This window comes from Actinomadura darangshiensis, assembly GCF_004349235.1.
In the GTDB taxonomy this organism is placed as follows: domain Bacteria; phylum Actinomycetota; class Actinomycetes; order Streptosporangiales; family Streptosporangiaceae; genus Spirillospora; species Spirillospora darangshiensis.
Genome location: NZ_SMKY01000029.1, coordinates 40,357 through 54,028, shown reverse-complemented (window position 1 = coordinate 54,028; position 13,672 = coordinate 40,357). Strand labels below are relative to the sequence as shown.

Sequence of the window (13,672 nt, the reverse complement as noted above, 5' to 3'; positions counted from 1 at the left end):
ACGTGGGGGAGAGCACCGCGGCGGCGGGGCCGCTGTCGGGCGTGCGGGTGCTGGCGGTGACGAAGGCGTGGTCGGGGCCGCTCGCCGCGTGCGTGCTGGCCGACCTCGGCGCCGACGTCGTCAACGTGGAGCTGCCCGGGTCGCGGGACGGCCAGGTGCCGCCGCTGATCCCGGGCAGCCGGCTGTCGTGGTTCCGCGAGTCGGTGCACCGCAACAAGCGCAGCGTGGCCGCCGACCTGCGCAGCGACGAGGGCCGCGAGACGTTCCTGCGACTCGTCGCCACCGCCGACATGGTGGTGCAGAACTACATGCCCGGGACGCTCGCGGGCTGGGGCGTCGGGTACGAGGCGTGCCGGGCCGTCCGGCCCGACCTGGTCTTCGTGTCGATCTCCGGATGGGGGCAGGACGGGCCGAAGGCGCACGCCCCCGCCTACGACCCCGTCGTGCAGGCCGCCGCGGGCTGGATGGCGCTGAACGGGCTGCCCGGTGGGCCGCCCGTCCGCTCCCCGACGTTCATCGCCGACGAGCTGGCGGGGCTGCACGCCGCGATCGGGGCGCTGGCCGCACTGGCGCACCGCGACCGGACGGGGGAGGGGCAGCACGTCGAGGTCTCCATGCTCGACAGCCTGCTGTTCAGCAGCAGCGGGCTGCCGACCCTCGCCGCCGCGGGGGCGCCCCCGTCCCGGCAGGGCAACGAGACCGACTTTGTGGCGCCGTCCAACGTGTACGCCTGCTCGAACGGCCACCTCTACCTAGCGGTGGCGCTGAACAAGCACTGGCGGCTGCTGGCCGAGGCGATCGGCAGGCCCGAGCTGGGCCGCGCCGCCGGATACCGCACGAACGACGAGCGGCTGGCCAACCGCGACGCGGTCAACGACCTGGTCGCGGAATGGTGCGCGCGCCGCACCGTGGCCGAGGCGCTGGCCGTCCTGGAGGGGGCGGGGCTGGTCGTGGCACCGGTCCGCGACCTCGCCGAGGCCGTCCGGGACCCGCAGGTCGTGGCGCGCGGGACGCTGCGCCCGACGCGGCTCAGCGACGGGACCGTCGCGCCGCTGCTCGCGCCGCCCGCCCGGTTCTCCGCCACCCCGACCTCGATCCGCCGCCCCGCGCCCCGGCCGGGTGCCGACACCGCCGAGGTGCTCGGCGAGCTCGCCCGCGCCCCGGAAAAGGGGCGCGGGAAGGCCGCACTTGTAAATAACGACGAAACGCCGCCGGCTCTTTAGTGTTCATGGTGTCGAAAGCGTCCGCAGGGAGGGGTGCGATGTCGGAAAGGCATGGTGTTCTGGTCACCGGCGCTTCGCGCGGCATCGGCCGCGCGATCGCCCTGCGGCTGGCCCGGGAGGGGTATGCGGTGGCGGGTTGCCATCGGACGGCCAGCGCCGAGGCCCGGCAGACGGAAAAGGACGTCCAGCAGTTCGGGAACGGCTGCTATCTCGCCGAATGCGACGTGGCCGACCCGGAGGCGGCAGAGGCGTTCATCAGCGCCGCCGAGGACCGGATCGGGCCCATCGACCTGCTGGTCAACAACGCCGGCATCACCCGGGACGCGCCGCTCGTGCTCTCCTCCGACCAGGACTGGGCCACCGTCCTCGCCACCAATCTGTCCGGCACCCGGAACATGTGCCGGGCGATGGCCTTCCGCTTCATGAAGAACCACGGTGGTGCCGTGGTGAACATGTCGTCGGTCGCCGGCGTCTACGGGAACGCGGCGCAGACCGCCTATTCCGCGACGAAGGCCGGAATCATCGGATTCAGTAAATCGCTAGCGAAAGAGGTCGCCGGATACGGGGTTCGGGTGAACGTCGTCGCCCCCGGATTCATCGAGACCGACATGACCGGGGAACTGCCCGAGAAACTGCGGGCGCAGGCCCTTTCCCAGATACCGGTGGGACGGTTCGGGCGTCCCGAGGACGTCGCCGAGCTGGTCGCGTTCCTGCTGTCGGACCGCGCGTCCTACATCACCGGCCAGGTCTTCCAGGTCGACGGGGGGATCCTGCTGTGACCACCGCCCCCGCACCGCACTGGCGGACCGCACCCGCCGCGCCGGCGGCCGCGGCGCCCGCCCGGGCCGTCGACGCCTGGTGGGCCGAGCCGATCGACGGCGGCTGGGCGATCGGCGCGCGGGTCCGGGTCCGCGGCGACGACCCGAACCTGCGCGGCCACTTCCCCGGCCTGGCCGTCTACCCGGGGATCTTCATGGTGGAGACGCTCTGCCAGGCCATGGCCCTCGCCGTTCCCGGCGACCCGGCCCTGCGGGTGCTCCGCTCGGTCCGCTTCCTGTCCCCGCTGCTGGACGGCGACGAGCTGCACCTGCAGATCACGGCGACCGAGCGGCCCGGCGGCGGGTGGGACGTCACCGGCACCGGCCGCCGCGTCCGCGACGGTGTCCCGGTGACGCGCCTCACCGCCCTGTTCGGCGCGCCGCCGCCCGTGCCCGACGTCCCGTTCACCAGCCTGGGCGCGGCTGTCCACGACCCCGCCGGGGTGCGCGAGCACACCGCCGTCCGTGCGGCCCTTCCGCAGCGGCATCCGCTGCTGCTCGTCGACCGCGTCCTGGAGTCCGACCCCGGCATCGGCCTCGTCGCGGTGAAGGCGGTCACCGCGAACGAACCGTGCTACGCGGGCGTCCGCGACGGCGCGGACGAGCGCGCGCACCACTACCCGCCGTCCCTCATCATCGAGTCCCTCGGCCAGGCCGCGGCCCTGCTGTGGCTGGACGGCGCGACGCTTCCCGGCGACGGCGCCGTCCTGATGTTCGCGGGCGCCCGGGACTTCTCGTTCGACGGCGCCGTCCTGCCCGGGGACGTGCTGCGCCACCGCGTCCGGCTGGACATCGTGGTCGCCGGCACGGCGTTCGCCACCGGCGAGACGTGGGTGGGGCACCGCCGCGTCGCCGCCGTCCGCAGCCTGATCGCCACCCGGCGCCCGGTGCGTCCCGCCGACCCGGTGCGCCCCCCTGATCCCGCGCCCGCCCTGGGCGCGGACCGCCACGACCGCGACGACGCACGGTCGTCCTAGGAAGGAACGCGATGACGCCGGAAGAGCAGCGGCTCGAGGAGCTGCGCGAGATGGTCGCCGAGGTGCTGGAGGTGGAGCCGGAGGAGCTCACCGACACCGGCGACTTCGTGGAGGACTACGAGGCCGACTCACTGCGTGCCATCGAGATCCTGGCCCGCATCGACAAGGCGTACAAGGTGCAGATCCCGCAGGCCGAGCTGCCGGAGCTGCGCAACCTCAAGGCCGTGCACGCCGCGCTCCTGCGGCACGCGGACCGGCGGGGCTGACCGATGGCGCGCGTCGCGGTGACCGGGCTCGGCCCGGTGTCCAGCATCGGCGTGGGGCGCCGGGCGTTCGCCGGGGCGCTGCGGGCGGGACGGTCCGGGATCTCGCGGATCACGAGCTTCGATCCGTCCGGGTTCCCGCACCAGAACGCCGGCGAGGTCCGCGGTTTCCGGCCGGACGGCCGGCTGCGCCGGCTGGACCCGCGACGCTGGGGGCGGTCCAGCCTGTTCGCCGCGAGCGCGGCGCGGCTGGCCGCCGCCGACGGCGGTCTGGACCCCGGGTCCCTCGACCCGGGCCGGGCGCACGCCGTCATCGGCACCACCAGCGGCGAGTCGGCGGTCGCCGAGGCGCTGACCGCGCAGATCGTCGAGCACGGCTTCGCCGTGCAGGACCCGGCGCTGCTGGCGCAGGTGCCGGCCGGGCGGCTGGCGAACGCGGTCAGCGAGGAGCTCGGCCTGCTCGGCGAGTCGCTCACGATCGCGACGGCGTGCTCGGCCAGCAACTACGCCCTCGGCTACGCCTACGACCTGCTGGTCACCGGCGAGGCCGACGTCGTGCTGGCCGGCGGCGCCGACTCCGTCTGCCGGTGGGCCCACGCCGGGTTCTACCGGCTCGGGGCGCTGGCGGAGCACGCCTGCGCCCCCTTCGACAGGGACCGTTCCGGCATCCTCACCGGGGAGGGCGGGGCTGTACTGCTCCTGGAGACCTTCGACCACGCGCGGGTGCGCGGCGCCCGCATCTACGCCGAGCTGCTCGGCCACGGGCTGAACTGCGATGCCAGGCATCCGGTCGCGCCCGACACGGCGAGCGTCGCCGAGTGCATGCGGCTCGCGCACCGCAACGCCGGGGTGGCGCCGGGCGACGTCGACTACATCTGCGCCCACGGGACGGGAACGCCCACCAACGACCTGGTGGAGAGCAAGGCCATCCTGGAGGTGTTCGGGGACGACCCGCCGCCGGTCAGCTCCATCAAGTCCATGATCGGGCACACGATGGGCGCGGCCTGCGGGTTCGGCGCGATCGCCGCCGTCCTGGCCGTCGACCAGGGGTTCCTGCCGCCCACCATCAACTGGACGACCCCCGACCCCGGCATGCCGGGCATCGACCCGGTGCCGAACACCGCCCGCCGGGCCCGGCCCCGGATCGCGCAGAACGACGGGTTCGCGTTCGGCGGCAACAACGCCATCGTGATGCTGGGAGCGGTCGCGTGACGGGCATCGGCATCGCGGGCTGGAGCGTGCTCACCGGCGTCCCGGCGAAGGTCACGGAGCTGTACGAGGAGCCGCTGCCCTCGCCCACTGGCCGGGCGGTCGCCGGCTTCGACGTGCGCGCCCGGCTCGGCCGCAAGGGTACCGGCTCCTACGACCGGGTCACCGGGCTCGCGGTCGTCTGCTGCCAGGACGCGCTGCGGGACGCCGGCACCGCCGTCGACGGCGCCGCGCGCACCCGGATCGGAGTCGCCCTCGGCACGACGATGGGCAGCTTCAAGTCCACCAGCGACTACAGCCGCGACACGCTCGTCCAGGAGCGGCCCTACCTCGTCAACCCGCTGCTGTTCCCGAACACGGTGATGAACTGCGCGGCAGGGCAGGTCGCGATCCGGTTCGGGCTGAAGGCCGTCAACGCCACGATCGCCGGCGGGCCGGTGGCGTTCCTGAACGCGGTCCGGTACGCGGGCAACGCGATCGAGCGGGGCTACGCCGACGTGATGCTCACCGGAGCGGCCGAGGAGTTCACCCCGCACCGCGCCTGGGCGTCGCACCTGACCGCCCCGCCCGGCGCGTTCGAGGCGGGGGAGGGCGCCGGGGTGTTCGTGCTGACCGGCCCGCGCGCCCCGTCCTGGGCGGGGGCACACCGCGCCGCCGAGATCCTCGCGGTCGCGACCGGGTACGGCCCCGGCGGCGATCCGGACGGCCGCGCCCTGGCCGGGTGCGCGGAGCGGGCCCTCGCCCGCGCGCGGATCGCCCCCGCCGACGTGGCCGCCGTGGTCACCGGGGAGGGCGCCGACGCCGACGGCGGCGAGTACGCGCCGGTCGCGTGGGTGCTCGGCCGGAGCCCGGACCGGGTCCCGGCCGGCCGGGACGCCGGGGACTGCGGCGCCGCGACGTCCGCGCTCGGCCTCGGCGCCCTGCTGGCGTCCGGCCGGCTGGACGGCGGCGGCGTCGTGCTGCTCACCGCCCGCGGCGCGGACGGGGCCGCGGGGGTCGCGGTCGTCCGCGGCGGGCCGGACCGGAGGGGGGCCGCCGGTGCCGGCGCTGATCACGGCTAGCGCGGTCCGGACCTGCTTCGGGACCGGCGCCGACACGTTCGCCGCGCTGCTCGCCGGGCGCACCGGGGCCGGGCCGCTGCGGGACGGCGGGCCCGGCGTGCCGGGCGTGACGACCGGCTACCACCTCGTCGACGGCGGCGGCTCGGCGTTCAAGGCGAGCCGGCTGCTCACCGACGTCGTCGCGGAGGCGGTCCGGAGCGCCGGGCTCGACCCCGCGCGCGAGCGGATCGCCGTCCTCGTGGGCTCCGGGCTCGGGGAGCTGTCGGCGGTCGAGCGGTGGGCGGTCGACGGGACGGACGTCCCGCCGCGCGCCCTGGACTTCGAGGCGGCCGTCCGGGCGGCGCTGCCCGGCGCCGCCGAGGTGACGACGCTGTCGGGCGCGTGCAGCGCGGGCGGCCACGCCCTCGCGCTCGCCCAGGACCTCGTGGAGCTCGGCGCCGCGGACGCCGTCGTCGCCGCGGCGGCCGACACCGCGACCCGGTCGATGCTCGCCATGATCGGCCGCGTGTCGCCCGTGCCCGCGTCGGCGGTCCGCCCGTTCGACGCCGGACGCGAGGGCGTCCTGCTGGGCGAGGGCGCCGCCGCGGTGGTCGTCGTCCCGGAGCGGCGCCCGTCCGGCCGGCGGCCCGCCCGGCCGCTCGCCCGGCTGCTCGCGACCGGGCTGTCGTGCGACGCGGCCCATCCGACCGCCCCGGACGTCGCCGGCATCGGCCGCGCGATGCGGGACGCGTTCGACCGCGCCGGACGCCGCTTCGCCGAGGTCGGCCTGGTGGTCGCGCACGGGACCGGGACGGCGCTGAACGACCCCGCCGAGTGCCGGGCCCTGCGCGACCTCGGCTGCGCGCCGCTGGTCACCGCCGTGAAGGGGGCGGTCGGGCACACCTCGGGCGCCGCCGCGCTGGTCAACCTGGACGTCGCGGTCCGCTGCCTGGAGGAGGGCGCCGTCCCGCCGGTCGTCGGCCTGCGGACCGTCCTGGACGAGGGCGCGGACGTGCGGTTCGTCCAGGACGGGCCGGCCGCATTGCCGTCCGGACTCGTCCAGTTGAACGCCTTCGGCTTCGGCGGCGTCAACGCCGTCACGCTCTTGGAGGCCCCCTCATGAACGTCGCGATAACCGGGTGGAGCCTGCACCTGCCGGGCGTGCGCCCGACCGATGCGCTGGCCGCCTGTCTCGGGACGCCGCCGGGCGCCTGGGCGCGTGCCGACGCGGTTCCGGCGGATCGCGCGGCGGACGTCCTCGGCCGGAAGGGGCTGCTGGGCATGGAGCCCGCGGCGCGGCTCGCGCTGTGCGCGGTGCACCGGGCGCTGGACCTGCCGCCGAAGCACCGTCCGGACGGCCCCGCCGATCCGAGCGCGGCCGTCGTCGCCTGCGGCGACCTCGGCAACGCCGAGGCCGTCGCCCGGGTCGCGCGCGCCGTCGCGACGGAGGGGGCGGCGGCCGTCAGCATCCTGGACGCGCCCAACGTGTCCGGGAACGTGGTCGCCGCCACGGTCGCGATCCGCTTCCGCCTCGGCGGTCCCAACCTGATGGTGTCGTCCGGCCCGGGCTCCGGCGCGCACGGGTTGCGGCTCGCGCTCACCCTGCTGCGCGCCCGCCGCGCCGACCGGGTCGTCCTCGTCGGCGCGGAACCCGGCGACGAGGTCGCAACCGCCCTGCACGCGGCGGGCGACCCCGCGTCGCCCCTCGCCGCCGGAGCCGCCTGCGTCGTCCTCGAAGCCGTGCCGGAGACGGCGCCGCCGGACGGCGCGCGCCTCGAACTGTGCGACCCCGGCGGCGGGGACGCGGTCGCGATCGGGCCCGGCGGGTTCGACACGGCGGCGGAATGGGGCGACCACCACGGAGCCGAGACGGTGGTCGGGCTGGCGCTCGCCGCCCACCTCGTCGCCGACGAGGGGGCCTGCGCGGCGGACGTGCACGGCGCGGCCCGGGTGCGGAGGGCGCGATGACCGCGCCGCTGCACGTCCTGTCGCCCGGCCGGCCCGGCGCCCCACTGATCGTCTTCGCGCACGGCCTGGAGGACGCCTGGACGAGCTGGGCGCCCCTGGCCCGCCGGCTCGACCGCGGCTGGCGGATGGTCGCGCTGGAGTTGCCGTGGCGCGCCGGCAACGACTACCGCTGGCGGCACCGGCGGCCCGGCGAGTGGCTCGGCGACGGCCTCGACCTCGTCGGCGCCGTCCCCGACGTCCTCGTCGCGCACTCCTTCGGCGCCAACGCGGCGCTGGAGCTGCTGTGCGCGGACGACCCCCGGGCCGGGCGCGCCTCGGCGCTGCTGTGCCCGCTGTACCGGCCGCCCCGGCACCGGTTGACCTGGCGGATGCTCGACCGGTCGCGCAGTACGTTCACGCAGCACATCCGCGACGGCGTGCGGGCCCGCCTCGGGCCTCGGGCCGCGACGCTGAACCGGGCGCTGCTCGACACGATGATGGACCTCGCCGTGGACCGGGTCGGCCCGGCCGGCTTCCTGACGGTGTTCGAGCAGTACGCGGCCACCGCCGACCTGCCGCTGGCGTCGGCGGCGCGGCCCGCCCTCGTCATCGCCGGCGACCAGGACCCCGCCACCTCGGGCGAGGCGGCCCGCGAGCTCGCCGCCGGCATGCCCGGCGCCGAGGCCGTCATCGGCCCCGGCTACGACCACTTCTGCCATCTGCGCCACGCCCCCGCCATCGCTGGCCGGATCGCCCGGCTGGCCCGCGCGGTCCACCCGCCCCCGACGAGAACGGCAGGCAACTTCCGATGACCGCAACCCCGGTAGCACCGACGACCGCCGCGCCGACGGTCGTGCGCGCCCGTCCCGGCTACGAGGGCGCCAACATCCGCACCTGGATCGGCTTCAAGCACTTCATCTACCTGGTCGAGCAGGCCGTCCTGCAGTGGCTGGCCGACCAGGGCGCGGGCGCCCGCACCCTGTTCATCGAGCACGGGCTCGGCGCGGAGATCGTCGAGTGCTCCGTGCAGCTGCCCGCCGTCCTGGAGATCGACGACGAGGTGACCGCCCGGGTCGCCGCCCGCCCCGACGGCCGCCTCGACGTGCGGCTCACCGTGGTCCGCGACGGCGCCGAGGTGACCGTGCTGCGCGGCAAGGTGACGGTGGCGCTGGTCCGCGAGCGCAAGGCCGACCGGCACCGCACCGCGCCGCCGGCGCTCGCCGCCCTGGAGACCGCCGAACTGGCGCGTCCGGGCGGCTCCGCCCCCATCCCGCTCCCGCCGGGACGCTCCGTCCGGAGCGCGGTCGGCGCCGACGCGTTCCTGTGGTCGTGGCGGGCGCCCTACTTCTACTGCCACTACACCGACCGCGTGCAGCACTCCGGGTTCGTCCGCGCGCTGGAGGAGGTCGTGGACCGCTTCCTCGCCGACCGCGGTATCTCCGTGGGACGGCTGCTGGACGAGAGGTCCTGGATCCCCGTCGTGTCGCGCGCCCGGATCGGCCTGCTCGCCCCGGCGCGCATGGAGGAGACCGTGCACAGCGTCTTCACGGTCGTGGACATCCTGCGCGGCGTGATGTTCGACGCCCGGATGGACTGCTACGTCCAGCGCGGCGACCGGCTCGTCCCCGTCGCCACGGCGAGCATCCTGCACGGCTACGCGATTGCCGCGGGCGAGGGCGCGGGCGGCCTCGCTGAGCTGGACGACGCCACCGTCGCGGCGCTGACCGGGGGCGGACGATGACGCGGCCGGCGGCGCGGACGGGGAAGCCGGCCCGGACCCGGCGGCCCCGGCTCTACTTCTCCTTCCGCAGCCCCTACAGCTGGCTGACGGTCCACCGCCTCCTGGAAGAGGCGCCCGACGCCTTCGAGACGTTCGACCTGTTCCCCTACTGGGACCCGGACGAGCGGACCTGCGAGCTGCTGCGCGAGCGCGGCGGCGAGTTCCACTACGTGCAGATGAGCCGCGCGAAGCACCTGTACATGCTGCTCGACACCAAGCGGACGGCCGAGCGCGCCGGGCTCGCCATGGCGTGGCCCGTCGACGTCGACCCGTGGTGGGAGCCGCCGCACCTGGCCTGGCTGCTGGCCCGCCGCCGCGGCCTGGCCCGCCCGTTCTACGAGGCGGTCGTCCGGGCCCGATGGGGACGCGGCGGCGACATCTGCGACCCGTCCGCCGTCCGCGCCGCCGCCGCCGAGGCGGGCCTCGACCCGGACGACGCCGTGGCCGCGCCCGACGACCCGTCCATCCGGGCCGAGGCCGCCGACTGCCTCTACCAGGCGTACCTCGACGACGTGTTCGGCATCCCCTACCTGAAGTGGGGCCGGCACCGGTTCTGGGGCTACGACCGCCTGGACGCCTTCCTGGAGACCTGGAGACCGGCGCTCGAAGGGAGCACCACATGACCGAGACGCCCGCGCACGTCCGGCCCCGGACCGGCACCGCGCCGCACGACACGCCGCACGACACGCCCCGGACCATGCCTGAGGCCGGGCCGGACGAGCCGGACCCGTGGGAGGGCATCCCCGCCGAACTGCTGAGCGGCGGCGCCTACGACGTCGACACCGCGGGGGGCTGCGGATGAGGACCGCCCCGCCCGCGGGGGAGCGGCGCGCCCCGCGCCGGCCCGAGCGGAGCCCGGACGAGGAGCGGCTGTACCGCAAGCAGCGGCTCGCCGCCGCACTGCGGCTGTTCGCCCGGTTCGGGTTCGCCGAGGGCGCGGGCGGCCACATCACCGTCCGCGACCCGGAGCACCCCGACCGGTTCTGGATCAACCCGTTCGGCGTCGACTTCGGTCACGTGCGGGTCAGCGACCTGCTGCTGGTCGACGCCGACGGGACGGTCCTGCACGGCGAGGGGAGCGTGAACCCGGCCGGGTACGCGATCCACTCGCGGGTGCACGCGGCCCGCCCGGATGTGGTGGCCGCCGCGCACTCCCACTCGGTGCACGGCCGGGCCTGGTCCGCGCTGGGCCGCCTCCTGGACCCGCTCACCCAGGACGCGTGCGCCTTCTTCGAGGACCACGCGGTGTACCGCGAGTTCGGCGGGGTCGTCCTGGACGCCGAGGAGGGCGACCGGGTCGCCGCGAGCCTCGGCACCGGGAAGGCCGTCATCCTGGCCAACCACGGGCTGCTGACCGTCGGCGGAACGGTCCAGGAGGCCGCCTGGTGGTTCGTGTCCATGGAGCGGTGCTGCCAGATCCAGCTGCTGGCCGAGGCGGCGGGCGCCCCCGTCCCGATCCCCGCCGAGACGGCCCGGGAGACCCGCGCGCACATGGGCTCTCCCGCAATGGGGCGGCTCAATTTCCGGCCGCTTTACACCGACATCGTTCGGGCCGAACCCGGCCTGCTGGAGTAGGAGACCTTCGCCCATGCCCACGCTGCTGAACCGACACATCGACCGGGACGGCTCCGGGATCGCGCTCGCCGGCGACGGCGGCGCGGCGCTCACCTGGAGCGGGCTCGGCGAGCGGGTCGACCGCTGGAGGGACGTGCTCGCCCGCGCCGGCCTCGGCGAGGGCGACCGGGTCGCCGCCGTAGTCGGCAACCGCCCCGAGGCGTTCGAGCTGCTGCTGGCGTGCCTGCACGGCGGCCTCGTGCTGGTGCCGGTGAACTGGCACCTGACCGCCTCGGAGATCCGCCACATCCTCGCCGACTCCGGCAGCCGCGCCCTGGTCGCCGAACCCGCCTACGCGGCGACGGCGGCCGAGGCGCGCACCGAGGGCTGCGCGCTGGGGATCGTCCTCGGCGACCGGGACCGGGACGGGTTCGCGGCCGCCGAGCCGCTGCTGGCCGCCGCCGATCCCGCCGGTCCCGGACGGCAGTCGTGCGGATCGACGATGCTCTACACCTCCGGTACCACCGGCAAGCCCAAAGGCGTCGTCAACAACCTCTTCACGGTCGGGGCCCCGTTCGAGAAGGTCGACCGGCTCACCCGCTACGCCCGGACGGTCCTCGGCGTCCCCGCGGGGGAGCGGGTGATGCTCGACGGCCCCTGGTACCACTCGGCGCAACTGTTCTTCTCGCTGCTCTCGCTGCTGCAGGGGTCCCGGCTGGTGGTCCGGCGCCGCTTCGACCCGGTCGCCACGCTGCGCACCATCGACCGGGAGCAGATCACCGCCGTTCACCTGGTGCCGACCCAGTTCATCCGGCTGCTGCGGCTGGACGAGGAGACGCGCCGCGCGTTCTCCGGCGCGAGCCTGCGGCGGGTGTGGCACGGCGGCGGGCCCTGCCCGGCCGAGGTGAAGCGCGCGATGATCGACTGGTGGGGGCCGGTTCTCGTGGAGTACTACGGCGCCACCGAGGGCGGCGCCGTCACCCTCATCGACTCCGACGAGTGGCTGCGCCGTCCCGGCAGCGTGGGCCGCGCCGTGCCCGCCTACGAACTGCTGGTCGTCGGCCCGGACGGCGCGCCGCTGCCGCCCGGCCGGGAGGGGCGCGTCTTCGTCCGCCGCAAGGTCGGCCGGAGCTTCAGCTACCACAACGACCCGGACAAGACCCGCAAGGCGCACCTCGCGCCCGACACCTTCACGTTCGGCGAACTCGGCCGCCTCGACGAGGACGGCCGCCTCTACCTCACCGGCCGGGAGCAGGACATGATCGTCAGCGGCGGGGTCAACGTCTATCCCGCCGAGGTGGAGGCGGCGCTGATCGCCCATCCGGGCGTCCGCGACGTCGCCGTGGTCGGGCTGCCCGACCCGGAGTTCGGCGAGCGGGTCGTCGCGGTGGTGGAGCCCGCCCCGGGCACCGGCTCCGACCTCGCACTCCGGCTGGACCGGCACTGCCGCACCCGGCTCGCCGGGTTCAAGGCCCCCCGCGCCTACCACTTCGTCGACACACTGCCGCGCGAGCCCACCGGGAAGCTCCGCCGGGACGCGCTGCGCCTCGGCGACCTGCCCGGGACGGCCGCATGAGCGCCCGGGACATCGCCCATCCCGCCACCTACGCCGCCGGCGTCCCGTACGCGGAGTTCGCGCGGCGGCGCCGGGAGGAGCCCGTCGGCTGGGTGGAGGAGCCGCTGCTCGTCCGGCACAGCAGCGCCGGGCGGATCGCCCAGCGCGGCACCGGGTACTGGGCCGTCACGTCCCACGCGGCGGTGCAGGAGGCGTCGCGGCGGCCCGAGGTGTTCTCCTCGGCCGCGAAGGGCGCCTTCCTCACCGACCCGCGCAGCCGCGCCGACCTCGTCCAGGCCCGGCAGCTGCTGGTGAACATGGACGCGCCGGAGCATCTGCGGCTGCGCCGGCTCATCACCGCGGTGTTCACGCCGCGGGCCGTGCGGGCGCTCGCCGGGTCGGTCCGCGCGCACGCCGCGGCGCTGGCCGAGCGGGCGGTGGCGGCGGAGCGGTTCGACGCGGTCGCCGACCTCGCCGCCGAGCTGCCGCTGCTGGTGCTCGCGGGCCTGCTCGGCGTGGACGAGGCCGACCGGCACCTGCTCTACCGGTGGAGCAACAACCTCGTCGGCTTCGACGACCCCGAGTACGGCGGCGGCGACATCGACGTCTACCGGGCGACGTTCGCGGAGGCGTTCGGGTACGCCCTGCGGCTCCGGGCGCGGCGGCGCGCGGAGCCGGCCGGCGACCTGATCGGCCGGCTCGCCGCCGCGGACCTGTCCGACCGCGAGTTCTGCAACCTCTGGCTGCTGCTGGTGGTCGCGGGGAACGAGACCACCCGGCACCTGATCTCGGGCTCGCTGCAGGCCCTGGCCGCCTTCCCCGAGCAGCGGGACGCCCTGGCGGCCGGGGAGGTGCCGATGGCGGACGCCGTGGAGGAGCTGATCCGGTTGGTGACGCCCATCATGCAGTTCCGGCGCACCGCCACCCGGGACACCGAGCTGGCCGGGGCGCGGATCCGCGGCGGCGACAAGGTCGTCCTGTACTACGCGTCCGCGAACCGGGACGAGGCGGTCTTCACCGCCCCGGACCGGCTCGACCTGTCCCGCCGGCCCAACCCGCACCTGGCGTTCGGCGTCGGGCCGCACTTCTGCCTGGGCGCCCATCTCGCCCGGCTGGAGCTGGCCGAGCTGCTCACCGCGCTGCGCCCGCACCTCCGCCGGTTCGAGCCGGTGGGGCCGGCGGTGCGGCTGGAGTCGAACTTCGTCAACGGCGTGAAGTCCCTCCCGGCGCGGTTCGCGCCCCGCTGACCGGCGGCGGCACCGCCCGGCCCGCGACCAGGCGGACGAAAGTACAGGCGGACGAAAGG

Annotated in this window: 15 protein-coding genes; all 15 read left to right on the top strand. The window is 75.8% G+C overall.

Features of this window, described 5'->3' with window-relative positions:
- A partial coding sequence (locus E1293_RS09550; protein WP_207938754.1) for a CaiB/BaiF CoA transferase family protein occupies nt 1-1,223 on the top strand: 1,223 nt, incomplete at its 5' end.
- Between the two features lie 38 nt (nt 1,224-1,261).
- Nucleotides 1,262-2,002, top strand: a complete 741-nt coding sequence (fabG, locus tag E1293_RS09545) for a 3-oxoacyl-[acyl-carrier-protein] reductase (protein ID WP_132196019.1) — start codon at nt 1,262-1,264, stop codon at nt 2,000-2,002.
- Complete coding sequence (locus tag E1293_RS48525) at nt 1,999-3,018, top strand: ApeI family dehydratase (protein ID WP_207938753.1); 1,020 nt, start codon at nt 1,999-2,001, stop codon at nt 3,016-3,018. The genes fabG and E1293_RS48525 overlap by 4 nt, the downstream gene beginning before the upstream one ends.
- An 11-nt stretch (nt 3,019-3,029) precedes the next feature.
- The gene (locus E1293_RS09530; protein WP_132196017.1) at nt 3,030-3,284 is read left to right on the top strand and encodes an acyl carrier protein; all 255 of its coding nucleotides are present in this window, start codon (nt 3,030-3,032) and stop codon (nt 3,282-3,284) included.
- A gap of 3 nt (nt 3,285-3,287) precedes the next feature.
- Nucleotides 3,288-4,493 (top strand): beta-ketoacyl-[acyl-carrier-protein] synthase family protein, encoded by a 1,206-nt coding sequence (locus E1293_RS09525; RefSeq protein WP_132196015.1) that lies wholly within the window; start codon nt 3,288-3,290, stop codon nt 4,491-4,493.
- Entirely contained in the window at nt 4,490-5,551 is a 1,062-nt protein-coding gene (locus E1293_RS09520) for a beta-ketoacyl synthase N-terminal-like domain-containing protein (RefSeq protein ID WP_132196013.1), read from the top strand. The genes E1293_RS09525 and E1293_RS09520 overlap by 4 nt, the downstream gene beginning before the upstream one ends.
- The gene (locus E1293_RS09515) at nt 5,529-6,653 is read left to right on the top strand and encodes a beta-ketoacyl synthase N-terminal-like domain-containing protein (protein WP_132196011.1); all 1,125 of its coding nucleotides are present in this window, start codon (nt 5,529-5,531) and stop codon (nt 6,651-6,653) included. Before E1293_RS09520 ends, E1293_RS09515 begins: the two co-directional genes overlap by 23 nt.
- Nucleotides 6,650-7,498 (top strand): beta-ketoacyl synthase N-terminal-like domain-containing protein, encoded by an 849-nt coding sequence (locus tag E1293_RS09510; RefSeq protein WP_132196009.1) that lies wholly within the window; start codon nt 6,650-6,652, stop codon nt 7,496-7,498. Before E1293_RS09515 ends, E1293_RS09510 begins: the two co-directional genes overlap by 4 nt.
- Complete coding sequence (locus E1293_RS09505) at nt 7,495-8,289, top strand: alpha/beta fold hydrolase (RefSeq protein WP_132196007.1); 795 nt, start codon at nt 7,495-7,497, stop codon at nt 8,287-8,289. Before E1293_RS09510 ends, E1293_RS09505 begins: the two co-directional genes overlap by 4 nt.
- A complete protein-coding gene (locus E1293_RS09500; protein WP_132196005.1) occupies nt 8,286-9,218 on the top strand; it encodes an acyl-CoA thioesterase family protein in 933 nt (310 codons plus the stop codon). Before E1293_RS09505 ends, E1293_RS09500 begins: the two co-directional genes overlap by 4 nt.
- Entirely contained in the window at nt 9,215-9,880 is a 666-nt protein-coding gene (locus E1293_RS09495) for a 2-hydroxychromene-2-carboxylate isomerase (RefSeq protein ID WP_132196003.1), read from the top strand. The genes E1293_RS09500 and E1293_RS09495 overlap by 4 nt, the downstream gene beginning before the upstream one ends.
- Nucleotides 9,877-10,059 (top strand): hypothetical protein, encoded by a 183-nt coding sequence (locus E1293_RS09490; protein WP_132196001.1) that lies wholly within the window; start codon nt 9,877-9,879, stop codon nt 10,057-10,059. Before E1293_RS09495 ends, E1293_RS09490 begins: the two co-directional genes overlap by 4 nt.
- Nucleotides 10,056-10,832, top strand: coding sequence for a class II aldolase/adducin family protein (locus E1293_RS09485; protein ID WP_132195999.1), 777 nt, complete (start codon nt 10,056-10,058; stop codon nt 10,830-10,832). The genes E1293_RS09490 and E1293_RS09485 overlap by 4 nt, the downstream gene beginning before the upstream one ends.
- 13 nt (nt 10,833-10,845) lie before the next feature.
- Entirely contained in the window at nt 10,846-12,387 is a 1,542-nt protein-coding gene (locus E1293_RS09480; protein WP_132195997.1) for an AMP-binding protein, read from the top strand.
- Nucleotides 12,384-13,613: a cytochrome P450 gene (locus E1293_RS09475; protein ID WP_132195995.1), complete on the top strand. Its 1,230-nt coding sequence runs from the start codon at nt 12,384-12,386 to the stop codon at nt 13,611-13,613. The genes E1293_RS09480 and E1293_RS09475 overlap by 4 nt, the downstream gene beginning before the upstream one ends.
- Nucleotides 13,614-13,672 lie beyond the last annotated feature (59 nt).

Coding starts and splice junctions, on each gene's coding strand:
- fabG (WP_132196019.1), top strand. CDS start 1,262: ATGTCGGAAAGGCATGGTGTTCTGGTCACCGGCGCTTCGCGCGGCATC.
- E1293_RS09530 (WP_132196017.1), top strand. CDS start 3,030: ATGACGCCGGAAGAGCAGCGGCTCGAGGAGCTGCGCGAGATGGTCGCC.
- E1293_RS09525 (WP_132196015.1), top strand. CDS start 3,288: ATGGCGCGCGTCGCGGTGACCGGGCTCGGCCCGGTGTCCAGCATCGGC.
- E1293_RS09510 (WP_132196009.1), top strand. CDS start 6,650: ATGAACGTCGCGATAACCGGGTGGAGCCTGCACCTGCCGGGCGTGCGC.
- E1293_RS09505 (WP_132196007.1), top strand. CDS start 7,495: ATGACCGCGCCGCTGCACGTCCTGTCGCCCGGCCGGCCCGGCGCCCCA.
- E1293_RS09500 (WP_132196005.1), top strand. CDS start 8,286: ATGACCGCAACCCCGGTAGCACCGACGACCGCCGCGCCGACGGTCGTG.
- E1293_RS09495 (WP_132196003.1), top strand. CDS start 9,215: ATGACGCGGCCGGCGGCGCGGACGGGGAAGCCGGCCCGGACCCGGCGG.
- E1293_RS09490 (WP_132196001.1), top strand. CDS start 9,877: ATGACCGAGACGCCCGCGCACGTCCGGCCCCGGACCGGCACCGCGCCG.
- E1293_RS09485 (WP_132195999.1), top strand. CDS start 10,056: ATGAGGACCGCCCCGCCCGCGGGGGAGCGGCGCGCCCCGCGCCGGCCC.
- E1293_RS09480 (WP_132195997.1), top strand. CDS start 10,846: ATGCCCACGCTGCTGAACCGACACATCGACCGGGACGGCTCCGGGATC.
- E1293_RS09475 (WP_132195995.1), top strand. CDS start 12,384: ATGAGCGCCCGGGACATCGCCCATCCCGCCACCTACGCCGCCGGCGTC.